This window comes from Flavobacterium defluvii (assembly GCF_900129555.1).
GTDB classification, from domain to species: Bacteria; Bacteroidota; Bacteroidia; order Flavobacteriales; family Flavobacteriaceae; genus Flavobacterium; species Flavobacterium defluvii.
On record NZ_FQWC01000008.1, the window covers coordinates 63,120 to 90,066 of the forward strand.

The window sequence follows — 26,947 nt, forward strand, 5'->3', positions numbered from 1 at the left end:
CAAAATCTAAAATCTACATTCAAAAATCTAAAATTAAAAAACAAATGGCATCTACAGCAGATATTAGAAACGGATTGTGTATTAAATTTAATCACGATATCTATAAAATTATTGAGTTCCTTCACGTAAAACCTGGAAAAGGTCCGGCTTTCGTAAGAACTAAATTAAAAAGTTTAACTTCTGGAAAGGTATTAGATAATACTTTTTCTGCAGGTCATAAAATTGACGTTATTCGTGTTGAAACACATACATTCCAGTTTTTATATCCAGAAGGTGATGAATTTCACTTTATGAATGCTGAAACATTTGAGCAAATTTCTTTAAACAAAAACATCTTAGATGCTCCGGAATTATTGAAAGAAGGAACAAATGTAATGGTTCAGATCAATACTGAAACTGATTTGCCATTATCAGTAGATATGCCGGCATCTGTAATTCTTGAAGTTACTTACGCTGAGCCGGGAGTAAAAGGAAATACTGCTACAAATGCTACAAAAAATGCAACGGTAGAAACTGGTGCATCTGTAAACGTTCCGTTGTTTATCAACGAAGGTGATAAAATTAAAATCGATACAGCTACAGGTTCATACATGGAGCGTGTAAAAGAGTAGTTTATTAATTAAGATAATTTGTCAATGAGTCAATTAGATAATTTTTGAATCAAACTATTTTGAACATTCATTTCTAACTGACTCATTTTCTAATTGACACATTTTCTAATTGACAAATTTTCTAATTATAAAATATGAAATTTCCAAAAGTTTACTCTTTAGAAGAAATTGCAAATTTGCTGAACTGCGAATTTATTGGTGACAAAAACTTTGAGGTTTTAGGCATGAACGAAATTCATGTAGTTGAACCAGGTGATATTGTTTTTGTTGATCATCCAAAATATTATGACAAAGCTTTACAATCTGCAGCAACAATTGTTTTGATTAACAAAAAAGTTGATTGTCCGGAAGGTAAAGCTCTTTTAATTTCTGATGATCCTTTCAGAGATTTTAATACTTTAACCAGACATTTTAAACCTTTTCAATTTGCAAATGTTGCGATTGCATCTACTGCCGAAATTGGTGAAGGAACTGTAATTCAGCCAAATAGTTTTGTTGGAAATTATGTAAAAATAGGAAAGAACTGTTTGATTCATTCAAATGTTTCTATTTATGATCATACCATAATTGGCGACAATGTAATTATTCATGCCGGAAGTATATTAGGAGCTGATGCTTTTTATTACAAAAAACGTCCGGAAGGTTTTGATCAGTTAATTTCTGGTGGTAGAGTAGTTATAGAAGATAATGTTGGGATTGGTGCACTTTGTACGATTGACAAAGGCGTTACCGGTGATACAACAATTAAAGAAGGCACCAAGCTTGATAATCAGGTTCATGTGGGACATGATACAGTTATCGGAAAAAAATGTTTAATTGCATCACAAACTGGTATTGCAGGCTGTGTGGTAATTGAAGATGAAGTTACGCTTTGGGGCCAGGTAGGAACAACGAGTGGTATAACCATTGGAGCGAAAGCTGTTGTTCAGGGCCAGACAGGAGTTACGAAATCACTCGAAGGAGGAAAATCTTATTTTGGAACTCCAGTTGAAGAATCAAGAGAAAAATTAAAGCAATTTGCTAATATCAAAAAGATTCCTGAAATTCTAAATAAATTGAAGTAATATGTCTATAAAAGAGTTTGTTCAAAAATTTTATAAGTCGGATGCCTTGATTGATAGTGAAGTCCTGAAAACCTATTTGCATCCTGATGTTATCATTGAGTGGAATAGCAGTAAAGGATTCATTGAAATGAATTACAATTCGATAATAGAAATGGCGAACGAGCTTAGCAGGGCTTATGTACGTTCTAAGGTAAGAATTAGCCATATTATTGCCGAAGATGATTTAGTGTCAGTGCGTTATTCGCATTATGTAAAAACGATTGAGAATCCGCGTGAAGAGATGTTATTAGCACATTTTGCAACAATTTGGCAGATAAAAGATGACAAACTTTACAGAGGTTATCAAATGAGTCAATTTTCTTAATATTTTTTTGATAATAAAAGAAGCAAAATACATTACAAAACCTTATTTTTGCAACACAATTTTAAAAACTACATAAAATATATATCATGAGTGTTTTAGTTAATAAAGATTCCAAGATAATTGTTCAGGGATTTACAGGAAGTGAAGGAACTTTCCACGCTTCTCAAATGATTGAGTACGGTACTAATGTTGTTGGTGGTGTTACTCCGGGAAAAGGAGGGACTAGCCATTTAGACCGTCCGGTTTTTAATACAGTAAAAGATGCTGTTGATCAAGCTGGAGCTGATACTTCTATCATTTTTGTTCCGCCAGCTTTTGCTGCTGATGCAATTATGGAAGCTGCTGATGCCGGAATTAAAGTAATTATCGCTATTACAGAAGGTATTCCTGTAGCAGATATGATTAAAGCAAATAATTATGTTAAAGAAAGAAATTCTAGATTAATTGGACCAAACTGTCCGGGTGTTATTACTCCGGGTGAAGCTAAAGTTGGAATTATGCCAGGTTTTGTTTTCAAAAAAGGAACTGTTGGTATTGTTTCTAAATCTGGAACTTTAACTTACGAAGCTGCTGACCAGGTTGTAAAACAAGGTTTAGGAATCACTACAGCTATCGGTATTGGTGGAGATCCAATCATTGGGACTACTACTAAAGAGGCTGTTGAATTATTAATGAACGATCCAGAAACTGAAGCAATCATTATGATTGGTGAAATTGGAGGACAGCTTGAAGCTGATGCTGCAAGATGGGTAAAAGCTGATGGTAACCGTAAACCAGTTATTGGTTTTATCGCTGGAGAAACTGCTCCTGCTGGTAGAACAATGGGTCACGCAGGTGCTATCGTTGGAGGTTCTGATGATACAGCTGCTGCTAAAAAACAAATTATGAGAGACAACGGAATTCACGTTGTTGATTCACCAGCTGAAATTGGTAAAAAAGTAAAAGAAGTACTTGGATAATCCTCAAGTCTCAAAATAATAAATTCCAAAAAAGTCTCAATATTTTGTTGAGACTTTTTTACATTTTAAAGACTGAGGCGAAAATGAAAAAAAACTTAGCATCTCAGAACCTCAGTATCTTAGGAGCTTAAAAAAGAAATATGTACAAAGAATTAGAAAAATTTAAATCAAGTAATAGTTTTACTTTTACTGTAAATGATAGTTTAGAAGAAGTTTGCAACGCTCCGGAAGGAAGTGCAGGAATTTTTGTGGTTTATGAAATCGACGGAGATTCAAAAGAATTAATTATGGTTGGTTCTACAGGAACTGTACAAAATGACGGGACTTTGAAAACAAAAAACGGCGGCCTATATGATAAAATCGTAAACGGACATCAATTTGCAAAAACAGGAAGAAAATATTCCTGGCCGGCACAAATGAAATTAGAAAATATCTCTGTTCTTGAAGTAGTTTGGTACGAAACTTTTAATGGAGATACAAAAGCAATTCCAACTGCTGTTGAAGGGCAGGTTTTGCAAAATTTCTTAGATGAAAATGCAAAATTACCAAAATGGAATGTCGCTTTTTAGTAAGCATTTTAATAATTATGACACACAAAGCCCTGCTCAATTTTAAGCAGGGCTTTTTTCATTAAGGATAGTTTTGTATTTAAGTTTGATATGTTTAATAGAGTATTATCTTATTAATTATAGGGCGTTTTTAAAGTGATTTATAATTTTAACATTTCCTTAAGACCCCAGCAATAGCAGTCAAAAGAGACATTTTGATGTATTAGGAAACCGTCCCTTTTGTGTAAAATAATTGGTTATAAGTTTTTGCTTTTATATATTTATCGCACAAAAGAAAAGGATAATGTTAAAATATTGTATTCTTAATATTATGATTTCATCTTTTTATCCAGAATTATAAGCCCCCAAGAACTATGAAAACCCGAACCCTGCCAATCCATTCAATTGATGATAATACACTTTGGAATAATTTAAAAATGGGTGATGAAAAATCATTTTCCCTTTTATTCGAAAGATATTACAGTGATCTTGTTAGTTATGGAAATTCTCTTTCTCCTTATGCCGAAAAAGTTCAGGATTGCGTTCAGGATGTTTTTACCGATATTTGGGTTTATCGTAATTCACTGCAGGAGTCTGTAGTAGTTAAAGCTTATTTGTTATCAAGCGTAAGAAAAAGAATTGCCCGTTTGTATGAACGAGATCATATATTTAGAAAAACAGCAAGTACTGATACAATTGCCTTTCTTTTAGAGTTTTCGGTAGAGAATGAACTTTTAGATGATGATTATGCTACCAAAGAAAAAGTAATGTATTTGAATAAATTGCTTAATGAATTACCTCCACGACAAAAAGAAGCCCTTTATTTACGTTATCACCAAGGATTATCTGTAGAACAGATTGCCGAAATGCTGGATGTTAATTATCAGTCAGCAAGCAATTTATTGCACCGCGGATTATTAGCTCTTCGCAAAGAATGGAAAGGTAGTTTTGCCTTTATTACACTACTATTTTCAAGTACTCTTTAAAAAAGGTTAAAAAAACTTAAAAAAAATCTTAATTTGGTGAGTATATATTAAGAGAACTGTCCTCTATGTTTTTGTAACCTTATTTTTTAGATGCAAAAACGTAATAAATATACCGAAATAGAAGATTTTCTATCTGACGAATCATTCCAATCATGGATTTTAAATAAGATCGATGAAGATGGGTGGGAAGAGTGGACTCTTGAAAGCCGTCAGCGTGCTAAACTTGTTCAAGATGCACGATTACTACTTCTAGCTATGAAAGTTCCTGAACATGAACTCTCAAACTCTGATATTCACAGAGCGTTACATCAAACCTGGATTAAAATTCGCGACAAAGAAAATCAACAGACTTTAAAAAGTTTAAAAGTTAGATTTTTAAGAAAACAATTTTTGTCCGGTGTTGCTGCAACATTATTTTTAGGATTAATGTCAGCCTGGTTCTATAACAATTATTATGAAACAGACAGCAAAGTCGTTACCTACAAAGAACTTATTGAAGAAAATAGTGAAGGTTTAGTTGAGCAGACAAATAATTCTGATAAACCACAAATTATAACATTATCAGACGGCAGTTCTGTTTTATTACAGCCTAATAGTAAATTAAGTTATCCTAAAATCTTTACCGGAAACGAAAGAAAGGTATACTTATCCGGCGAAGGCTTCTTTGAAATTAGTAAAAACCCCCAAAAGCCTTTTTTCGTTTATGCAAATGAAATCGTAACAAAGGTTGTCGGAACTAGTTTTAGAGTTAAAGCTTATTCTGACCAGCCTGATGTTGAAGTTCTTGTTCGCACCGGTAAAGTTAAGGTAAAGTCAAATGATCTTGTTTCTAAATCAGATAAAGAAGAAATTGTACTGCTTCCTAATCAGGCGCTGCGATTTTTAAGAACAGATTTAAAATTCAATAAAATAACCAATATTACACAAGATGCTGTTCTTACTCAAAGCGTTGGGAATATCGAACAATTAAGTTTTGAATTTAATGATATTCCGGTATCGCAGATTTTTGAAACCATCGAACAGGCGTATTTAGTAAATATAGATTATCCGAAAAATAAATTAATCGATTGTCATTTAACAACATCTTTGAGTGATCAGCCTTTAACAGAAAAGTTGAAAATTGTCTGTAAAAGCATTGGTAACAATACCAGTTTTGAAATGAACGGAAACCAGATCATAATAACCTCAGACGGTTGTAATTAATTTCTTTTAGTGTAACTGTAATTGCACAGAAAGAATTCTTGTTTTCAATATATAATTTTTCAAAGTAAAGCCTTTCATTTTTTAACAAAAATGTAAACTATTTCATTAAATAAAATAACCAAAAACTAAACTCAACCAGAAAATAATTAAATGCCTATGTAAAAATGAATACCATAAAAAAAGTGCCGAAATGCTGTAACATTATCGACACTTATAAAGTTGAATTTCTCGCTGTAACGAGGAGTTCATCGTTTCTTAAAATACACTCGAATCAGTATTAATCAAAACAAATCAAAATTATGAAAAAACCAGTTGTTAAACAACGATTACTCCATAGAATCATGAAAATAACACTATTTCAGTTTGTCTTGGCACTTGTGTTTTCAAGCTTTGCTGTGGCAAACAATGTAAATGGGCAAAAAAAATTAGATACCAAAGTTACAATTACAGTTGAAAATTTGACTCTTGATAATGCTTTGTCTAAAATTGAAAAGTCTGCGCATGTAAAATTTTCGTATAACTCAAGACTTCCTCAGTTGAGTAATAAAGTAAGTATTGAGGCAAATCAGGAAACGCTTTCAAGCATTTTGAGCCGAATCCTGCTTCCGTTTAATATTACTTTTTCTGAAGTAAGCAATCAAATTGTTCTGCAAAAAACTAAAACAGATCCTTTTGCAAGTGCTGATAGTCATGATTCACTTTTTGAAGTATTAACTGCAGGTCCAATTATCAAAGGTAAAGTTACGGATCAGTCAGGAAGTCCGCTTCCGGGTGCTACAGTTATGGCAAAAGGCACTAAAGTGGCTGTATTAACAGACTTTGATGGTAATTTCGTTATCGAAATGCCGGCAAATTCAACAGGACTTATTATTTCATACGTAGGTATGGATACAAAAGAAATTGGTATTGAAAACACTACACCAACAATTGTTCTTAGCGAACTAGGACAAAACTTAAAAGAAGTTGTAGTAACTACAGGTTACGAAAAAACATCTAAAAGAACTTTTACAGGAGCAATCAGCAAAATTTCTGGTGCCGAATTAAAAGTTGACGGAGTTGTAGACGTGAGCAGAATGATCGAAGGTAAAGCAGCTGGGGTTACTGTACAAAACGTTACAGGAACTTTTGGTGCGGCTCCTAAAATTACTGTTCGTGGTTCATCTTCAATTTTTGGAGATACAAAACCTTTATGGGTAATTGATGGTGTTGTTCAGGAAGATATCATCAACATGTCATTTGCAGATTTAGCATCTGGAAACTCAGAAACATTATTAAGTTCATCTGTTGCGGGTTTAAATGCAAATGATATTCAAAGTATTGAAATCCTTAAAGATGCATCGGCTACTTCTATCTACGGTTCAAGATCATTAAACGGAGTTGTGGTTGTTACAACAAAACAAGGGCGTAGAGATGCACCTTTGAAAATTACTTACGGTTTAGAGCAGACAGTTAGAGCAGTTCCTAACTACGGACAATATGATATTCTAAATTCTCAGGAATCTATGAGTATTTTAAAAGAAATGGAACAAAAAGGATATTTAGATTTGCCTTCTACAGTAAATGGAAGATATGGTGGAGCATACAACATTTTAGGAAGAGCAATCAATACTTATGTGCCAGAAACTGGAGGATATTTAGTTAATAACGATCCTGTTAGCCGTAATAACTTTTTAAGAAAATACGAATTGGCAAATACAGACTGGTTCAACGTATTGTTTAGACCATCTATTACTCAAAACCACTCGTTAAGCTTTTCTGGTGGAGGTAAAAACAATACATTTTATGCGTCTTTAGGATATTATACAGATCCGGGATGGACTATTGCTGATAATGTAAAACAAATTTCAAGTAACATCAAAGGAACATTTTACGTAAATGACAAATTGAATATTACATTATCTACATTGGCATCTGTGCGTGATCAGGGTGCTCCTGGAAGTTACGAGAGCGAAAAAGACGTAGTTTTTGGAAAAGTAACCCGTGATTTTGATATCAACCCATTCAACTATGTATTAAATACTAGTAGAACGTTAAGACCATACGACGATAATGGCAATTTAGAGTACTACAGAAATAACTGGGCTAAAATGAACATCATCAACGAGTTGAAAAACAACTTTATGGAAATCGAAGTAAAAGATATCCGTTTTCAATTAGACCTTGATTACAAAATTACGCCACATTTAACGTATAATTTAACAGGTTCTGCTCGTTATGCAAATACTAGCCGTGAGCACAAAATTTTAGAAAACTCAAACGTAGTTGGTGCTTATAAAGCCGGAACTCCAGATGGAGAAGACGGAGTAAATACATTAGTTAGAGATCAAAATATCTTTTTATATCAGGATCCAAACGATTTAACAGCTCCAAAGGTTTCTGTTTTACCAAACGGAGGTTTCTTAAGAAAATTTACAAATGACATGACATCTTACAACTTAAGAAATAGTGTTAATTACAGAAATGTTTTTGCAGATAAACACGAAGTAGAAGGTTTATTCGGAACCGAGATGAGAGTTGTAGACAGAACAAGTGATCAGTTTACAGCAGCGGGTTTACAGTACGACAGAGGTTTAACTGCTTTTACAGATCCTAGAATTATTGAAAAAATCATTAATGGAGGAGATTCTTACTACGGATTTAATGAAGAAAAAGAAAGAACTGTAGGTTTCTTCGGAAAAGTAGGTTATACATACGATCGTCGTTATACAGCTTCTGTTACAGGTCGTTATGATGGTTCTAACAGACAAGGAAACAGCGATTCTTCAAGATGGTTACCAACGTACACTTTTAGTGGAAAATGGAATGTTGCCGAAGAAAAATTCATGAAAAATGTTGAATCAATAAACACTTTGGCACTTAGAGCTTCTTACGGTTTAACAGCAACAGCCGGACCTGCAACAAACTCTTTAGCAATTTACAAAAGTTATGTTACAGACCGTTTCAATCTTGATAACAGAGAAACTGCAATTAGAATTGATGAATTACAAAACAGTGATTTAACTTGGGAAAAACAATTCGAGACCAATATTGGACTTGATCTTGGAATGTTTAACAACAGAGTACAATTAACGACAGATGTTTACCGTCGTAAAGCATTTGACTTAGTTGATTATGTAATCACTTCAGGAATTGGAGGTCAAAGAGTTAGACAAGGAAACAATGCCGATATGGAGACAAAAGGTCTTGAGGTTGGTATTACAACTAAAAACTTTGATGGTAAAGATTTTAAATGGTCTACAACGCTTAACTTATCAGTTTACCACCAGGAAATTACGAAGTTACAAAACACACCAACAGCGTTTGACTTAGTAGATTCTAATGGAGGAAATACAGTTGGGCATCCAAGAAACTCGATTTATTCTTACCAGTTTACAGGTTTAAATAATCAGGGTTTACCAACATTTATTTTACAGCCTGGTGCAGAAAATAATATTACAGATGCAAACTTTCAGGATAATTTAGATGTTACTAAATATTTAAAATATGAAGGATCAATCGAACCAAACAAATCTATCGGTTTAGCAAATACATTTACATACAAAAACTGGTCATTATATGTATTTTTTGTAGGTTCAGGCGGAAACAAAGTTCGTTTAAATCCGGTTTACGACAGTACTTACGATGATTTAACTGTATTTACAAAAGATTTCACAAACCGTTGGATCAATCCTGGAGACGAAAACTTTACAAATGTTCCGGTTATTGCAGACAGACGTTTAAATGCTAATTATGGTGGAGAACGTACACTAGCAAGAGCTTACAATACTTACAACTATTCAGATGCTCGTATTGCTGATGGAGATTTCGTTCGTTTGAAAAACATTTCATTAAGCTGGGAATTCCCTAAAGATTTCAAGAAAAAATTAGGGTTAAGTACATTTACATTAAAAGGTTCTGCAGTTAACCCATGGTTAATTTATTCAGATAAGAGATTAAACGGTCAGGATCCTGAGTTTCGTAATTCCGGAGGAGTTGCTTTACCAGTAACATCTCAATACACTTTTACTTTAAACCTTTCATTATAATAGTCAGAAACATGAAAAACTTAAAAATAGCATTATCCCTTTTAATACTTATAAGTATTACTAGCTGTGATGATTTCCTTTCGGAAAAACCAGATAACAGAACAGAAATTGACACTCCTGAAAAAATCTCAGAATTGTTAGTTGAAGCTTATCCGCAAATGAGTTATTTTGATATTGCAGAAACAATGTCGGATAATGTTTTTGACAGCGGAATGGTACAGACTTTAATAAAAAATGAGCAGAACTATAACTGGGAAATACAAACTGAAACTACAGATATAGATACGCAGGCTTACTATTGGGATGCATGTTACAGAGCTATTGCACATGCAAACAAAGCCTTAGAAGCTATTGAAGACTTAGGAAGCCCTGCTAGTTTAAATCCTCAAAAAGGAGAAGCATTAATGGCAAGAGCATATTCTCATTTTATGCTGGTTTCATTTTGGTCAAAACGTTACAATCCTGCAACAGCGGCTACAGATTTAGGAATTCCTTACGTTACAAAACCTGAAACAGAATTAGTAACAAAATACAAAAGAAATTCAGTAAGAGAAGTTTTTGATTTTATCGAAAAAGATATCGAAGACGGTTTAAAACTGGTAACAAATAATTACAAGCAGCCAAAATTCCACTTCAATGTAAACGCATCAAAAGCTTTTGCAAGTAGATTCTATTTAGTAAAAGGAGATTGGGACAGAGTACTCGAATTATCAAGCGATTTAGGTTCTAAGCCAGTAGGCAAATTAAGAGATTTTCCATCTTATGATTTATTAAGTGCTGTTGATCAGAGATTAGCTTATGCAGATAGCGATGCCGAAACAAATTTATTAATCGTTTCTGCAAACTCAATCGTAAGCAGATCGTACTATTCAAACCGTTTTTACCTTTCAGGAGCAAGATATCCGGAAATTTTTGGTACTGCAACTAGCCCTTACCTTAAACCTTGGTATTATAATTTCTACTCATCAAACAGTAGTATAACGGTATTTATGCCTAAATTTTATGAATATTTTAAATATTCGAATGTAACTGCCGGAATTGGAGATCCTTATGTTGCAGAAGTTTTATTAAGCAATGATGAGTTTTTCTTAAACAGAATTGAAGCTCACGTAATGAAAGGAGATATCGCATTAGCAAATGATGAATTAGATTATTTCCTGTCAACAAGAACTGTAGGTTATGTTGCCTCAGACAAATTAACAGAAGCAAAAATCGTTGCAAAATATCCTGTAATAGCAGATGAATATACGCCATTCTATACAATGACGCCTGTACAAACATCTTATATTAAAGCAATTGCAGAAACAAGAAGAAGAGATTTTGTACACGAAGGAATAAGATGGTTTGACGTAAAACGTTTCAACATAGTTGTAAACCACGAAACAGCAAACAAACCAACTAATGTTTTGGTAAAAGATGACAACAGAAGAGCGCTTCAAATCCCACTTCATGCATCAAATACCGGAGTTGAATTAAATCCTAGATAATCTTTAAAATTAAAAACTTATGAAACTATTCAAATACAATAAATTTGCTTTTATGGCTATGGTTTCTGCAGCTCTAATTTCATGTGCAAGCGATGATCAGCCTGGAGAAAGTCAGCTAGATTACACACAGCCAACAAAAACGGCATTAGATAAATGGATTGCAACTACATATTTAAATCCTTTTAATATTAATGTACAATACAAATGGAACCAAAATACTGTTGATAACAGCCGTTATTTATTTCCGCCAACAATAGATAAAGTAAAACCAGCTCTGGAAATCGTTGAAGAAATCTGGCTTAAAAGTTACTCAACAATTGGAGGAGCAGATTTCGTGAAAAAAATCGCGCCAAGAGAAATTGTTTTAGTTGGAGGTGTAAACTTAAACAGCGTAGGAACAAGAACGTTAGGTTTAGCCGAAGGTGGACAAAGAGTAACATTATTTGAAACAGATTATATCGATCAGTCAGATCGTGCAAACGTTTCAGAATTTATTCATACCATCCAGCACGAGTACATTCACATTTTAAATCAAAATAAACCTTTTGACGAAAAAGCGTGGGCAGCAGTAACTCCTGTAGGATATACTGCAGACTGGTATAACTATGATATTCCGGAATCAAACGAAATAGGATTTATTACAAGTTATGCAAGATCAAATATTAATGAAGACTTTGCAGAAACTGCTTCAATGATCTTGATTTTTACAAAAGCCGAATATGAGGCATTCCTTGACGGAATCGAAAGTCCATTCGCTTATCAGGCATTAAAAACAAAAGAAGCTCTTGTAGTAAAATATTTCAAAGAAGCATTCAACATGGATTTTTATGCTTTAAGAGACGAAGCTGAGAAAAACACAACAGGTGTAATAAACAACTAAAAACAAGTATCATGAAAATAAAAAACATATATAAGTATTTATTTGCAGCAATTTTGATACTGCATTTAAGCGCCTGTAACAACAATACCGACGCTGAGCAATTATTTAATCAAACTCCAACGGAACGTTTAAACGCTCAAAAATCTGAACTTAGCGAAGCATTACTTGCCTCACAGTTTGGCTGGAAAGCAGTATATTTTACAGACAATACCGTTTTAGGCGGTTACACGCATTTGTTTAAGTTTGCCCAGGATGGAACTGTAGAAATGGCCTCAGATTTTGACGCCGATACTGATGTGTATAAAAGTGAATATGAAATTCAGTTAGGAAGTACTGTAAGTTTAACATTTACAACAAAAAACAGAATTCACCTTTTATCAGAATCAGATAATTATCCAATACCGGCTTTAAGAGCAAAAGGATATTTAGGGGATTTTCAGTTTTTATACTACGGACAAGAAAACGGAGAAATAATTTTTAAAGCAAACAGAAACGGTACAGAAATCCGTTTTGTAAAAGCAACTGCAGATGATTGGGCAAATTTGTCAAAAAATCTGGTAATGGAACAAAACGTTATTGGAAGCGACGAAAGACCGCTTTTCAGATTATTGGAGACAACTGACGGAACTACAACACATAAATTTGATTTCGCTTTTAGTGAAGTGACTCGTTTTGCAGAATCAAATTCTATCGAAAGTGGTTATTCAATCAGCTACAACATGGGTGTTGGATATACTCCAACCGGGATTGTAGTAAGCCCTGCAGTAGAAGTTGGAGGTCAAAAATTGACAAACTTTGTATACAATGATGCCGATGGAAGTTTTACAGCAACAGGAACTGGTGGAGTTAAGGCAACAATTAAATATTCTAACAAGCCATTAATACTTACAGATGACTATAAGAATTTCTTAGATGCTAAACCACAGATGGTTTTAGGTTACATTGCCGCAAACCTTTACACAGCACCAACAACTTCAACATTAGCAAAATCATTGATAGATGAAGTAAATGCAACATTACCGGCAAATCAAAAAATAAGCAGAGTTCAGATTTATTTTAACTCACCTTACGGAAATTATGTTGAGTATCGTTTCTCTGGAGGAAAACCAAGTTTGTACCACAACTTTACAACAAGTGCCGATGATACAAACAAAACAATTTTGTTTACTCACGATTCATGGGATAATGGAGCTGCGTATATTCCGGCACCGGCATTCCTGAAAAAATTAGACGACGAATTCTTCAATCCATCAGGACTTTACATCAAAAAAGAAGCATTCAAAATTACGTATTCAAATACCATTTATACAATTACTAGTTCAACAAGTAATTTTAGAATAACAACATATCAATTATAGTAATTTTTAGTTTTAATTTTTATTTTGAAGGAAGCAGCTCAATTTATTGAGCTGTTTTTGTCTTCTTAAAGTCTAAAAAATGAAAATTAACAGGACAGCCAATTTTAAATCATCCGTTTATAGAATGTTATCTATGGCATTAGTTCTCATTGCAGCATTTTTTATTACAAAAGAAAACCACATATGAAAATTTTAGTTTTATTTATTTTGGAAAAAGCAGTTCAATTTATTGGGCTGTTTTTTTGTTTTAGAACAAAAGAAAATTCTCAGTCTTTTTTACAATTCAAATTTTATTAAACGCCCAAATAATCTATATTTGTAATTCAAAAAATAAAAACGAATACCTCAATATGAAATTACTAGAAGGAAAAGTAGCAATCATTACTGGCGCCAGCCGCGGAATTGGTAAAGGAATTGCAGAAGTTTTTGCTAAACACGGAGCAAACGTAGCATTTACATATAGTTCATCTGCTGCATCTGCAGAAGCACTTGAAGCAGAATTAAATGCTTTAGGAGTAAAAGCAAAAGGTTACCAATCTAACGCAGCTGATTTTAATGAAGCACAGACTTTTGTTGACGCTGTTTTAGCTGATTTTGGAACAGTTGATATTTTGATTAACAATGCCGGAATCACAAAAGACAACTTATTAATGCGTATGTCTGAAGCTGATTTTGACCAGGTTATTGATGTTAACTTGAAATCAGTTTTCAATATGACAAAAGCAATCCAAAAAACTTTCTTAAAACAGCGTGCAGGTTCTATTATCAATATTAGTTCTGTAGTTGGAGTTTCTGGAAATGCAGGTCAGACAAACTACGCAGCTTCAAAAGCAGGAGCAATTGGTTTTACAAAATCGGTAGCTCTTGAATTAGGTTCTCGTAATATTCGCTGCAACGCAATCGCACCAGGTTTCATCGAAACAGAAATGACAGCAAAATTATCTGAAGACGTAGTAAAAGGATGGAGAGAAGGTATTCCGTTGAAACGCGGCGGAAGCCCGGAAGATGTAGCAAATGCTTGTCTTTTCTTGGCTTCAGACCTAAGTTCATACGTTACAGGACAAGTACTTAATGTTTGTGGAGGAATGCTTACCTAATAAGTTGATTGTTGATGGTTTTTGTTTATAGTTAACAACCATAAACCATAAACTAACAACCAAAAACTAAAAAATAAATATGACTACAAACACAATTTTATTATTATTACTTTCTTTAGTAATAGCAGGTGGTTTGTCGTACTTTCAATATTTTTATAAAGCCAAAAACAAATCAAATCTGATTTGGTTTTTGGCTTTTTTACGTTTTCTGGCCATCTTTGGATTATTGGTTTTATTGATAAATCCGATAATTTCTAAAAGTTCACTTGAAATTACCAAAACGCCATTAGCAATTGCAGTAGATAATTCAAGTTCGATAACAGCTTTAAAATCAGATAAAAAAGCAGTTGAGTTATATCAAAAACTGGTTTCAAATCCGGCATTAAAAGAAAAATTCGAAATTCAGTCTTATCAATTTGATGACGAATTTAAAACTTCAGACAAATTTGATTTTAAAGGAAAACAAACAAATCTCGATGAAGTTGCCAGAAATTTAAAAAGCATCAACAAAAACCTGACTTTCCCAACCGTAATTATTACCGACGGAAATCAAACGACAGGAAACGACTACGTATACAGATTCGATCCTGCGAATAAAGTTTATCCTTTGGTTGTGGGAGATACAACCACGTTTTTTGATTTAAAAATAAATCAGCTTAACGTAAACAAATACGCATTTCATAAAAATAAATTTCCCGTAGAAGTTTTTCTGCAATACGCCGGAGACAAACCAACAACTGCTGATTTTACAATTTCGCAGGGAAATTCAGTTGTAGCCAAAGAAAAAGTTTCTTTTTCGCCATCAAAAAAAACAGCCGCTCTAAATTTACTTTTACCAGCTGATAAAGTAGGACTGCAGATTTTTAGAGCCAATATTTCATCTGGAGCAAAAGAAAAAAACAGCTACAATAATATCAAGAATTTTGCTGTAGAAATTATTGATCAAAAGTCAACAATTGCAATAATTTCATCAATAAATCATCCTGATATTGCTGCATTAAAACGTTCAATCGAAGTTAATGCACAACGTAAAGTGATTTTAGTTAAACCAAATGATATTAACCAGTTACAAGAAGCATCGGTTTTGGTTTTATATCAGCCAAATTCATCTTTCAAACCAATTTTTGACAATAACAAAGCTGCCGGAAGAAACACATTTATCATAACCGGAAACAGTACCGATTTTAATTTTTTAAATCAGCAGCAAAGCAATTTAATCTTCAAAATGAGCGGACAAGTTGAAGATTATTTATCAGAATTTCAACCGCAGTTTAATCTGTTTGCAATAGATAATATTGGTTTTGAAAATTTCCCGCCATTACAAAATGCATTCGGAACCATTTCTACAAACGGAAATGTATCCGTTTTACTTTCTTCAAAAATTAGAAACGTTTCCACAAATGCACCTTTATTGGCTTTCGCCGAAAATCAAGGCAAAAGAACTGCTTTTCTATTAGGAGAAAATAGCTGGAAATGGCGTCTGCAAAGTCATATTGATAATCAGTCATTTGAAAAATATGATGTTTTTGTAGATAAAATAATTCAGTATCTAGCAACATCGGCTTCAAAAAAATCTTTAGTTGTAACACACGAAAGTTTTTATAATTCTGGAGAAGAAATTGTGATAAACGCACAATACTTTAATAAAAACTACGAGTTTGACGAAAAAGCAAGACTAACAATTACGGTTACAAATGCAGAAACCAAACAAGTTAAAAATTACGATTTATTAAAAGGAAACAATTCTTTTTCTGTAAACTTAGAAGGGCTAACAGCCGGAAAATATAATTTCACAGTAAAAGAGTTAAATTCAAATACATCATATTCAAGTCATTTCGAAATTTTAGATTTTGATATCGAAAAACAATTTGTAAACCCGGATGTTTTAAAATTGAAGCAATTGGCATTACAAACCAACGGAAAAGCCTATTTTGAAAATCAGGCAGATGATTTGATTAATACACTTTTAGAAAACAAAGAATACAAATCAATTGAGAAAAACGTTTCTACAAAAACGCCAATAATTGACTGGGTTTGGTTATTGATCTTAATTGCGGTTTTATTGACAACGGAATGGTTTGTTAGGAAGTATAACGGGCTTTTGTAGTTTTTATCATATAGCGTAAAGTCCCTACGGACAAAATTGAGTTTAAAATACTGGTTTTGCTACCGATATTTAATCTCTACGAGATTTTTTTCGTTATATGTTTTGCTATTTTTTTCGTTAAATAGAATTCTATAAAAGGGTTTATACATAGAAAAAACTCCGTTAGGAGTTTTGCTAACGATATTTAATCTCTACGATATTTACTTCGTTAATTTTATTTGCTATATTTTTATTAAATAAAATTTAATTAAATGAATCAATTTAATAAAAAAACTCCGTTAGGAGTTTCATATCGGTAGAAAAAAAAATGACCACCAAATAAATTTGTCCCGTAGGGACTACACTCAATTTAATTTCGTGTAAATTCGTAAAATCAGTGTTTCACATTAAATAACAATATGGATTTCAGGCTAAAAGTATTTTACACCGTTGCCCTTCGTCTTAATTTTACTAAGGCCGCAAGTGAATTGTATATTACACAGCCTGCAGTTTCAAAACACATTCAGGAACTCGAAGAAACCTATAAAACCAAACTCTTTGAACGAAACGGTTCTAAAATCGCTCTAACTCCAGCCGGAGAAATTCTGCTAAAACATACAAAAGAAATCTTCGAAATTTACCGGGAAATAGATTTTGAAATGAGTTCGTTTATCAGTGAACGTCAAGGTTTACTGCGGTTAGGCGCAAGTACCACAATTTCCCAATATATCATTTCTCCCGTTTTGGCACGTTTTCATCAAAAACAAAAAGACATAAAAGTCAATTTATTAAACGGAAATACAGAACAAATCGAAAATGCTTTAATTAATAAAGAAATCGAAATTGGAATTGTCGAAGGTCAGTCAAAAAATCAATCCATAAAATACATTCCTTTTTTAAAGGACGAACTGGTTTTGGTCTGCAATAGTAATAATCCTTTTGTAAAGCAAAACGAGATTTCAGTAAACGATTTAAAATCAATGAAATTCATAACGCGCGAGCGCGGTTCCGGAACACTTGAAGTTATAGAATTTGCATTGAAAAACGCAGGATTAAAATTTTCAGATTTACAAATCGAAATGCAGTTAGGAAGCACGGAAAGTATAAAATCCTACTTGCTCAATTCAGATTGTTTTGCTTTTATGTCGATTCATGCTGTGAATAAAGAATTGAAAAACAAGGAATTGATTGTTTTAGATGTCGAAAAATTATCTGTAGAGAGATACTTTTACATCATTACTTTATTAGGGAAATCAGATCCTTTGTCAGAATTGTTTATTCAAAATATCGCGAATCATTATAACTTGAAGTTATAGTCGATTGTATTTTACGATTGGCGAAATTCATTTAATCGACGCAACTTTGCAGAGTAAATATCAATTACTCTATTTTGAAAACAAAACAACATTCCGCGTCACAGTTATTTGAAATTAATCATTTCTTGCAACAGCTAATTTTTGCCGTAATAATATTATTGTGTTTATTTTCGATAATTTCTCCACCAATTGCATTATTACTAGGCATTATAGTAGTGAATGTTTTCGGAAATCCTTTTGTAGAATTCAACAGTAAAGCGATAACATTTTTACTGCAGTTTTCAGTAGTAGGTTTAGGCTTTGGAATGAACGCATCAAGCGCATTTTCTGCAGGAAAAGAAGGTTTTGCTTTAACTGTTTTTTCAATTTTTAGCACAATAACTTTCGGTTTTCTTTTAGGAAAATGGTTAAAAACCGAGAGAAAAACATCGTACTTAATCTCATGCGGAACAGCTATTTGTGGAGGAAGTGCAATTGCTGCCATTTCACCCGTAATAAAATCAAATGAAAATAAGACTTCAATTGCTTTGGGTGTTATTTTTATATTGAATTCAATCGCGTTATTTGTTTTTCCGTTGATCGGACATCAACTTGATTTATCTCAAAAAGAATTTGGATTATGGTGTGCTATTGCTATTCATGATACAAGTTCTGTCGTTGGTGCGGCCAATAAATACGGAGCAGAAGCTTTGCAGATTGCTGCAACAGTTAAATTAGCGAGAGCTTTGTGGATTATTCCAATTTCACTTCTAACAGCAGTTATTTTTAAAAATAAAAACTCAAAAATCAAGATTCCTTATTTTATAGGTTTATTTATTTTGGCAATGCTTTTAAATTCTTATGTTCCGCAAATAGCAATTTTTACACCGCATATTGTAAATATTGCCAAAATAGGATTAACGATAACTTTATTTCTAATTGGCGCGACTTTAAATTTAAGTACTTTAAAAACAGTAGGAGTGAAGCCTTTGCTTCAGGGAGTTTTTCTTTGGATATTTATTGCTGTTTTAAGCTTAGTATCAATTATTTATTTAGGTTAAATTATTTTACATTCGAAAATTTTACAGCAGGTTTGCCGATCATTTTATATGATTTCCCTTTAAACGAAAAACGTCTTTCAATTTCAAAATTAAATAATTTTTTATTTTTCGCCATTGCTGCAATTTCTTCAGGAAGATCAACCTCAAATTCATCTTCAGCTTTTGCGGCTTTATTAAATGATCCTGTAGTTTTTATAATAATATCTCTAAAATGTTTTTTGGTATTATCATTTACAACAGTGTAAGAACCAGACCATTTAACACTTTCAATATTTGTTAACTGATATTTTGGCACTTCCATAATTGGCTGATATTTTCCATCAAAGCCAGCAACTAAGTATAGCCAGCCTTCAAAAGGCCCGCCTGCACCGCCATTAACATGCAGCAAAGTAAAAGCAAATTGATCCTCACCAATTTGTAAAAGTTTAGGAGTTGGACATTGAGAAAAAGCACCAAATGCGGCTACTGCAGGCTGAAAAGATCTCATTTCCCAAATTGTTCCATTTTTTGCAAATTTAGCAATACCTATTAATCCACCAGAAAAACGACCTGTTTGCAAACCATCAGTATCGTAAACTGAATGATTAAATGCTAATATTTTGAATTGATTTCCTTTAGAATCAGAATAATCTATATTGGTAATAAGTCTTGTGGCAACGCCTTCGCTGTAAGGAAATAGCTGGTCGCCTTCAACACCATTAACATCAATAAAAGGTGCGGGTTTGCAGGATTTACAGTCCCAGCTTATAAAAGTATTGTGATCTGAAAGATGATATAATTTTCCAGGAAACAGCTTTTGCATTGTTTTGATTCCATCAAACGAATCAGAAATTTTAAGTACTCTTTTTGGATTTAAGATGGTGTCGCTAACATTTTTTAATTGAACTTCAGCTTCTTGCGCGAAACCTATTGCAGTAAAAAAATAGATAAAAAATAAATAAAAACGGCGCATATTTATAAAGTTTAATACTACAACAAACATACAAAGAAAATTTACCAATATGAACTTCTATCACTTATATGGATTAAAAATTTCAAAAAGTTAAAATAACATAATCTTGAATAGTATTCTTTTGAATTATCTTTAAATAAAGGTAACTTTGCCCTCCAAATACAAAAACAAAATGAAAAATTTCAGAATGAGACCAAAGTTAATCGCATTCTTCGCATTAATTATTGGTTTTTTTACCTTATCATGGGGAATTGTAGGCCATGAAAGAATCAACAAAGCGGCTGTAATGGCTTTACCACAACAACTTCAGGTATTTTTTTACAATCACATCGATTTTATTACACAGGAAGCTTCGGTACCAGATATTCGTAAATATGCTTTAAATTATAAAGACGAAAATCCGAGGCATTATTTTGATATGGAAAATTTTGGTTCTGTAGACAGCATACCGCAGACGATGGAAGCCGCAAAGAAAAAATATGATGCTAAATTCCTAAACGATAACGGAATCCTGCCATGGTACATTGAAGATATGATGGCAAAATTGACCAAAGCTTTTAAAGATAAAAACAGAGCAGAAATCTTATTTCTTGCAGCAGATTTGGGTCATTATGTTGGAGATGCGCACATGCCTTTGCACACGTCTGCAAATCACGACGGACAGTTAAGCGATCAAAAAGGGATTCACTCTCTTTGGGAAAGCAGACTTCCTGAATTATTTGCTAAAAATTACAAATTAAATGTTCCTCAGGCTCATTATTATGAAGACGTTCATAAAGCAGTTTGGGATATGATAAACGACACACACAGTCTGGCGCAGCCTTTACTGGATATTGATAAAAAATTAAGAACAGCAACCCCGGAAAATCAGGTTTTTAAAATGGATACTGATGGTAAAGTTTTGAAAAGCAAGTACAATACAGCTGTTTTCTCTGAGGATTATGCTAAAAAACTTCACGAGCAGTTAAACGGAATGGTTGAAAGCCAGATGAAAAAAGCAATTGAAGCAACTGCTAGTTTTTGGTATACTGCATGGGTAAATGCCGGTAAACCGGATTTAAGCGATTTAGATGCACCATCTGTAACACAAAGAAATAATCAGGCTTTAAAAGACGATTTATTATTATTTAAAAAAGGAGATTTATTCGGATTGAAAAATCAAAATGATTAAGTTTTCTCAAACTATAAAGATCAGGTTTGTTCTTCTGAACATATAGATTAAAAAAAGCCTCAAATTTAAATAATTTGAGGCTTTTTTGTTTGGGCTTTTTTTAAGGAATCTTTGCGTATAATATTTTATTTTTCCCTGTTAAATGCATATTTTCAAATTGATATTGTTTTTTCTTCAATACATAAGAAGCAGATTGATAATAAGATATAGTTTCATTTATCAATTCTTTGTTTTTGTTTTTTAAAGGAATTTCATCGTAATGAATTTGATATTCTGCTGCGATATCTGTCTTTTTAAGTTTCAATTGAAATTGTTTTACTTCTTGTTTTGGTGATAAAATAGTCAAAACATTATCTTTTATTAAGCCTAAATCCTGATAAGTAGCTATAAATGCTCTTGGTTTATAAGAAGGTTTAAAAACATCCTGCCCAAAAAACTTACTATTATAATCAAAATTTAATAATCCGAAAAGTGTAGGCATCAAGTCAATCTGCGACATTAGTTTGTTGCATTTTTCAGGCTTTTGGTTCGGAATATAAATAAAAGCGGGAATTCTGTATTTATCAAGCGGAAGTTCTGTTTTTCCGGCGCTCGAAGCACAATGATCGGCCACAATTACAAAAACTGTATTATTAAACCAAGGCTGTTTTTGAGCCATATGAAAGAATTTCCCCAACGCATAATCCGTATATTTTACACCACCATCACGGGATTTAATATCGCCTGGAATATCGATTTTATTATTTGGGTAAGTAAAAGGTCTATGATTACTTACTGTCATAATATGATTAAAAAATGGCTTATTCAGCTTTGCTTCGCCATTCATTATTTTAATCGCTTTATTGTACATGTCTTCATCGCAAACGCCCCAAACATTCGAAAATGTAATTTCTTCAGGAGAAAAGCTGGATTTGTCTACAATTTCATATCCGTTTCCTGAATAGAAATCCTGCATATTGTCAAAAAAAGCATCACCGCCGTACATAAATTTTACATTATAGCCCTTTTGCTTAAACACAGCTCCGGTTGAAAACTTATTTTTATTATCCTCACGTTTTACGACACTTTCACCTGCAGTTGGCGGAAGACATAAAGTAACCGCTTCAAGTCCGCGTACAGTTCGGTTTCCAGCCGCATACAAATTAGTAAAATGCAAACTTTTTTGAGATAAGCTATCTAAAAAAGGAGTGATATTTCCTTGATTTCCATACGTTTTCATAAAGTCGGCACTTAAACTTTCAATGGTAATCAACACGACATTTTTACGTTTTTCTAATGAATCATTAGTTATTTTTTGAAATGTGTTCTCTCCGGAAATATTAGGAAACTGTTTTTTTAAAATAGCAAATGCTTCCTGGTTTGGCAGTGTTTTGTAAAATTTGAAATAATCTAATTTACTGTTCTGAAAAGCAAGGTAAAATTTATATAAACCATTCGATTGTAATTCATTTACAAATACATTTTTAGAATTTTCAGTTTTTGCCAAAGCCGGAATTGCTAAAAGAGAAATAGCTGCCAAAGTTAGGTAAACGGCAGATATTTTTATTTTTTCATTAAAATTTGGAATCTCATTAATATAATTCTTAGAATTTTTTACGATGAAATAAGTAACAATACCACTAGCTATGAATAATCCTGAAAACAAAGGAATTACAGGGTAAGACTGCATAATATTCCCTATAACTTCATTAGTATAAATAAGATAATTAACCGCTATGAAATTGTATTTTACTCCAAATTCGTTCCAAAAGAAATATTCGCTTAATCCATTCTGAAGAATTAAAACTACATATAAAAATATAACAAAAGAATACAGCCAGAAACGAAGCTTAATTCTCCATTTTGGAAGAAAAAGAAAAAGTGCAAACAAAATAGCTTTTAATGCAATAAAAATCATAACGATTCTGGGCAAAGCTCCGCCATACTCATCAAAAATACTTTTTCCAGAGGCAGTATAAATAAGTAATGCAATAAAAAAAGTTAAAATAATATAACCCGAAGGCATTGAATATTTTGATTCTGAAAGAAAAATGAGGTACAACCAGAGAAAAAGACCTGCAATTACAAAAACAAAAAAATCTGAAATTAATCCCAAAGCAAAAATTTTAAAACTCTCAAGAAATGTAAATGAACTTTGAGTTATAGGATGAAAAATCAAGACAATTCTCAATATAAAACTTACAGAAAAATAGAAAATCGCCAGATTATAAAACGGAGAAAATTTTTTGGAAAAACTCATGGTATTTTATTTTCAGCAAAATTAAATCTGATTAATTAACATCAGATGAAGTTATGCTTTAACCTTACTTAGCTTAAACTTAATATTTGCTTAAGATTATTTGTTTTGTTCTATTATGATGATTTTAAGCGGTTTCTCCATCTTAAATATCTATCTTTGACATTACTTAACATAGGTTAATATTGAAATAAATCACCCAATATGCATATTTTAATTGTCGAAGATGAACTAGGAATTGTTCAGTTTTTGGAACAGGGATTAAGAGAAGAAGGATATAAAATTACTACAGCAAATGATGGTGCGAAAGCATTTGAATTAACACAAAGCCATAAGTTTGATTTGATTTTACTCGACTGGATGATTCCTAAAATTAATGGTTTGGAATTGTGTAAAGCGATAAGAATCAAAGATCAAAAAACTCCAATTATATTTTTAACCGCAAAAGATACGGTTCAAGAAACTATTGAAGGTCTTAAAGCAGGGGCAAACGATTATATTAAAAAACCATTTAGTTTTGAAGAATTGGTCGAAAGAATTAAAATTCATTTTAGAAATCGCAGCGGGAACGAAACGCTTTCATTGGGGACCATAAAAATCGATTTGTCAAAACATATTGTTTTAAAAAACGACGAAGAAATTGCTTTAACGCAGAGAGAGTTTGAATTATTGGTTTATTTAATTAGAAACAAAGGAAGAGTCTGTACCCGAAATCAGATCTTAAAAGATGTCTGGGACATTAATTTTGAATACGATACCGGAGTAATTGATGTCTTTATGAACGCAATTCGTAAAAAACTAAACTTAAAAATTGAAGAAGACTACATAAAAACCATACGAAGTGTAGGATATATTGCTAATGAACTATGATGAAGGAGCTTTCTTTTAAAACCAGAATTGCATTAAATTACATAACCACAACAGGATTGCTTATTCTGGCTGCTTTTTCGGCAATTTACTTCATTGTCAGGCTCACGGTTTACAATCATATAGATGAAAACTTATTGATAGAAGTCCGCGACCATCTTAGTGAAATTAAATTTGAAAAGAAAGTTGTAGTTTTTATGGATACCGAAGAATGGGAGGAAAGAGAACATAATTCTGTTGATGTAAACCCGGTTTTTGTTCAGTTTTTGGATTTGAATAAAAAGATAATAGAAAAATCGCCTAACCTTAAAAATGAAAAACTGGTTTTTCACGAAAACAAATCTGGTTTTGAATTTTTTGATACTCATTTATTAGATAATAAAATCAGACAAATTCAGGTTCCGCTTCATATTAAAAACAAAAAAATAGGGTATCTGATTATTGCCATGTCCCTTTCAGATTCTACGAAGGTTTTACAAAACCTTTCTGATACACTTTTAATAGCATTTCCGGTAATTATTCTATTGTTGTTTTTTATCGCCCGTTTTTTGGCAGGAAGAAGTATAAGTCCGATAAATGCTATTATCAATACTTCGAAAATTATCACAAAAGATAACCTGAAATCCCGAATTCCATTACCAAAAAGCAGAGATGAATTGTATACGCTTTCGACAACTATAAACAGTTTACTGTATCGAATTGAAGAAGCAATTGAACGCGAAAAACAATTCACTTCTGATGCTTCTCACGAATTGCGAACACCTTTAACTGTAATTAAAGGAACACTTGAAGTACTTATTCGTAAACCCAGAAACAGCAAGGAATACGAGGATAAAATAAACTATTGTATAAACGAAGTAGATCATTTAAATATGTTAGTAGATCAGCTTTTAACAATGGCAAGATTCGATAATCAAAAACAACAGATTAATACTGAAAAAGTTTATCTGAATGCCATAATTTTAGATGTCCTAACATTGAATTCAGAGAAAATAAACAGCAAAAAACTCAATGTAAAATTTGATGCCAAAACAGATTTTTATATTCAGTCAGACACTTTTTTAATAATAACTATTCTTAGAAACATTATTTCAAACGCTTTAAAATATACAAAAAACGAAGGCGAAGTTTCTATTTTACTTTTTAAGGAAGACAGTAAAATAATCTGTAAAATTTCGGATAACGGAATTGGAATTAAAAAGAGTGATTTAGAAATGATTTATAATCCTTTTTTTAGGTCAAATTACACCGATCATCCTGAAATTAAAGGCGTTGGTTTAGGATTGTCTATCGTAAAAAGAATTACAGAACTACTCCATATTACATTTAAAATCGAAAGTGAAATAGAAGTTGGGACTATCGTAACTTTAAATTTTGAAGAGGATTTGAAAACGTTATCGTAAATTGAAAATTTGCAATAAAAACTCAGGCTGAGATTTTTTTTAACAATAATCTATCGTTAAGTTATATTAAAAATTGTTTTTTTATGAAATTAACTAGTATATTTGCAACCGAATCAAAGAATTATAAAACACACCAAACAATGATTTCAAATCAATTACATCATCATCATTTACATTATTGCTCTCAAGCGATGTGTTAATGGTATGTGTGTAAATCATCATATTTTAAAAACCCGTTTGAGTACATCAAACGGGTTTTTTTATACCAATTCTTTGTACTCAAACTATTAATCAAACAACAAGTAAAAAAATGAGTACTTTAAAAATTGCAATTCAAAAATCAGGTCGTTTAAACGAAGACAGCATTCAGATCTTAAAAGACTGCGGTATTTCGATCAACAACGGAATTGATCAGTTAAAAGCCGAAGCTTCAAACTTTCCTCTTGAAGTTTTATATCTTAGAAATTCAGATATTCCGCAGTATTTAATTGACGGCGTCGTAGATTTAGCGATCGTTGGCGATAATCTTTTAGTAGAAAAAGGAAAAAACATTGAAGTTGTACAGCGCTTAGGATTTTCAAAATGCAAAGTTTCTGTAGCCGTTCCTAAAACTTTTGAGTACAATTCTATTCAGGATTTGTCAGGATTACGAATAGCCACTTCTTATCCAAACACCGTTACCGAATATTTTAGTTCTTTCGGATTATCAGTCGATATTCACCAAATTTCTGGTTCTGTAGAAATAGCACCAAATATTGGTCTTGCAGATGCGATTGTAGATATCGTTTCAAGCGGAAGTACTTTATTCAAAAATAACCTGAAAGAAGTTGAAGTTATCTTAAAAAGCGAAGCTGTTTTGGCAGTTTCTCCAAAAGTTTCTCCGGAAATTCAAAAACACATCGATACATTAAAATTCAGAATACAATCGGTTTTAAGAGCCAGAAATTCAAAATATATTTTAATGAATATTCCAAACGACAAAATCGATGCTGTTGGAAAAATTCTTCCGGTTTTAAGGAGTTTAACAGTTCTTCCGCTTGCACAGGAAGGTTGGAGCAGTGTACACTCTGTAATTGATAAAGACACTTTTTGGGATGTAATCGACCAGTTAAAAGAAGTAGGAGCAGAAGGAATTTTAGTTTGCCCAATTGAGAAAATGGTATTGTAAAAGGAAATTCCAATTTTTAAATCCCAAATTCCAATTCTCGACAACAGCTTGCGAACTTAACGTTTTCTAAGCCAAAAAGAATATAAAAAAACCTTGCGGACTTTGTGTTAAAAAAACACAACGATA

21 protein-coding genes are annotated in these 26,947 nt (G+C 32.5%); 19 read left to right on the forward strand and 2 right to left on the reverse strand.

Going from position 1 to position 26,947, the window contains the following annotated elements; genetic code table 11:
• Positions 1–44 precede the first annotated feature (44 nt).
• From efp to BUC29_RS16605, 15 genes are all read left to right on the forward strand, one after another.
• Complete coding sequence (gene efp / locus BUC29_RS16535; protein ID WP_073417286.1) at positions 45–611, forward strand: elongation factor P; 567 nt, start codon at positions 45–47, stop codon at positions 609–611.
• 134 nt (positions 612–745) lie between these two features.
• Positions 746–1,675 carry a UDP-3-O-(3-hydroxymyristoyl)glucosamine N-acyltransferase gene (locus BUC29_RS16540; RefSeq protein ID WP_073417287.1) on the forward strand — a complete coding sequence of 310 codons (930 nt, stop codon included), beginning with the start codon at positions 746–748 and terminating at the stop codon, positions 1,673–1,675.
• Between the two features lies 1 nt (position 1,676).
• On the forward strand, positions 1,677–2,039 hold the full coding sequence (locus tag BUC29_RS16545; protein ID WP_073417288.1) for a nuclear transport factor 2 family protein: 363 nt from the start codon (positions 1,677–1,679) through the stop codon (positions 2,037–2,039).
• A gap of 86 nt (positions 2,040–2,125) precedes the next feature.
• Positions 2,126–2,998, forward strand: a complete 873-nt coding sequence (gene sucD / locus BUC29_RS16550) for a succinate--CoA ligase subunit alpha (protein ID WP_057118027.1) — start codon at positions 2,126–2,128, stop codon at positions 2,996–2,998.
• A 140-nt stretch (positions 2,999–3,138) separates the two neighbouring features.
• Positions 3,139–3,567 carry a hypothetical protein gene (locus BUC29_RS16555; RefSeq protein ID WP_073417289.1) on the forward strand — a complete coding sequence of 143 codons (429 nt, stop codon included), beginning with the start codon at positions 3,139–3,141 and terminating at the stop codon, positions 3,565–3,567.
• Between the two features lie 353 nt (positions 3,568–3,920).
• On the forward strand, positions 3,921–4,532 hold the full coding sequence (locus tag BUC29_RS16560; protein WP_073417290.1) for an RNA polymerase sigma factor: 612 nt from the start codon (positions 3,921–3,923) through the stop codon (positions 4,530–4,532).
• 90 nt (positions 4,533–4,622) lie between these two features.
• Entirely contained in the window at positions 4,623–5,735 is a 1,113-nt protein-coding gene (locus BUC29_RS16565) for a FecR family protein (protein ID WP_073417291.1), read from the forward strand.
• 299 nt (positions 5,736–6,034) lie between these two features.
• The gene (locus tag BUC29_RS16570; RefSeq protein WP_073417292.1) at positions 6,035–9,760 is read left to right on the forward strand and encodes a SusC/RagA family TonB-linked outer membrane protein; all 3,726 of its coding nucleotides are present in this window, start codon (positions 6,035–6,037) and stop codon (positions 9,758–9,760) included.
• 11 nt (positions 9,761–9,771) lie between these two features.
• Positions 9,772–11,247, forward strand: a complete 1,476-nt coding sequence (locus tag BUC29_RS16575) for a RagB/SusD family nutrient uptake outer membrane protein (protein WP_073417293.1) — start codon at positions 9,772–9,774, stop codon at positions 11,245–11,247.
• A 19-nt stretch (positions 11,248–11,266) separates the two neighbouring features.
• A complete protein-coding gene (locus tag BUC29_RS16580) occupies positions 11,267–12,127 on the forward strand; it encodes a substrate import-associated zinc metallohydrolase lipoprotein (RefSeq protein ID WP_073417294.1) in 861 nt (286 codons plus the stop codon).
• Positions 12,128–12,138: 11 nt separating this feature from the next.
• The gene (locus BUC29_RS16585; RefSeq protein ID WP_073417295.1) at positions 12,139–13,485 is read left to right on the forward strand and encodes a DUF4302 domain-containing protein; all 1,347 of its coding nucleotides are present in this window, start codon (positions 12,139–12,141) and stop codon (positions 13,483–13,485) included.
• 350 nt (positions 13,486–13,835) lie between these two features.
• Positions 13,836–14,582, forward strand: a complete 747-nt coding sequence (gene fabG, locus BUC29_RS16590) for a 3-oxoacyl-[acyl-carrier-protein] reductase (RefSeq protein WP_073417296.1) — start codon at positions 13,836–13,838, stop codon at positions 14,580–14,582.
• Between the two features lie 79 nt (positions 14,583–14,661).
• Positions 14,662–16,689 carry a hypothetical protein gene (locus BUC29_RS16595; RefSeq protein ID WP_073417297.1) on the forward strand — a complete coding sequence of 676 codons (2,028 nt, stop codon included), beginning with the start codon at positions 14,662–14,664 and terminating at the stop codon, positions 16,687–16,689.
• A gap of 398 nt (positions 16,690–17,087) precedes the next feature.
• Positions 17,088–17,984 (forward strand): LysR family transcriptional regulator, encoded by an 897-nt coding sequence (locus BUC29_RS16600; protein WP_073417298.1) that lies wholly within the window; start codon positions 17,088–17,090, stop codon positions 17,982–17,984.
• Positions 17,985–18,058: 74 nt separating this feature from the next.
• A complete protein-coding gene (locus BUC29_RS16605) occupies positions 18,059–19,024 on the forward strand; it encodes a YeiH family protein (RefSeq protein WP_073417299.1) in 966 nt (321 codons plus the stop codon).
• A 1-nt stretch (position 19,025) separates the two neighbouring features.
• Here the strand turns inward: BUC29_RS16605 and BUC29_RS16610 are convergent, their stop codons facing one another.
• On the reverse strand, positions 19,026–20,006 hold the full coding sequence (locus BUC29_RS16610) for a hypothetical protein (protein ID WP_244160840.1): 981 nt from the start codon (positions 20,004–20,006) through the stop codon (positions 19,026–19,028).
• 142 nt (positions 20,007–20,148) lie between these two features.
• Here BUC29_RS16610 and BUC29_RS16615 point away from each other — a divergent pair, with 142 nt between their 5' ends.
• Positions 20,149–21,147 carry a zinc dependent phospholipase C family protein gene (locus tag BUC29_RS16615; RefSeq protein ID WP_073417301.1) on the forward strand — a complete coding sequence of 333 codons (999 nt, stop codon included), beginning with the start codon at positions 20,149–20,151 and terminating at the stop codon, positions 21,145–21,147.
• Positions 21,148–21,247: 100 nt separating this feature from the next.
• Here BUC29_RS16615 and BUC29_RS16620 read toward each other — a convergent pair whose 3' ends face one another.
• Entirely contained in the window at positions 21,248–23,386 is a 2,139-nt protein-coding gene (locus BUC29_RS16620) for an LTA synthase family protein (RefSeq protein WP_073417302.1), read from the reverse strand.
• Between the two features lie 201 nt (positions 23,387–23,587).
• Between BUC29_RS16620 and BUC29_RS16625 the strand changes: the two genes are divergently transcribed.
• From BUC29_RS16625 to hisG, 3 genes are all read left to right on the forward strand, one after another.
• A complete protein-coding gene (locus tag BUC29_RS16625; protein WP_073417303.1) occupies positions 23,588–24,253 on the forward strand; it encodes a response regulator transcription factor in 666 nt (221 codons plus the stop codon).
• Positions 24,250–25,653: a HAMP domain-containing sensor histidine kinase gene (locus tag BUC29_RS16630; protein WP_317043494.1), complete on the forward strand. Its 1,404-nt coding sequence runs from the start codon at positions 24,250–24,252 to the stop codon at positions 25,651–25,653. The genes BUC29_RS16625 and BUC29_RS16630 overlap by 4 nt, the downstream gene beginning before the upstream one ends.
• Positions 25,654–25,963: 310 nt before the next feature.
• A complete protein-coding gene (gene hisG, locus BUC29_RS16635) occupies positions 25,964–26,821 on the forward strand; it encodes an ATP phosphoribosyltransferase (protein WP_073417305.1) in 858 nt (285 codons plus the stop codon).
• Positions 26,822–26,947 lie beyond the last annotated feature (126 nt).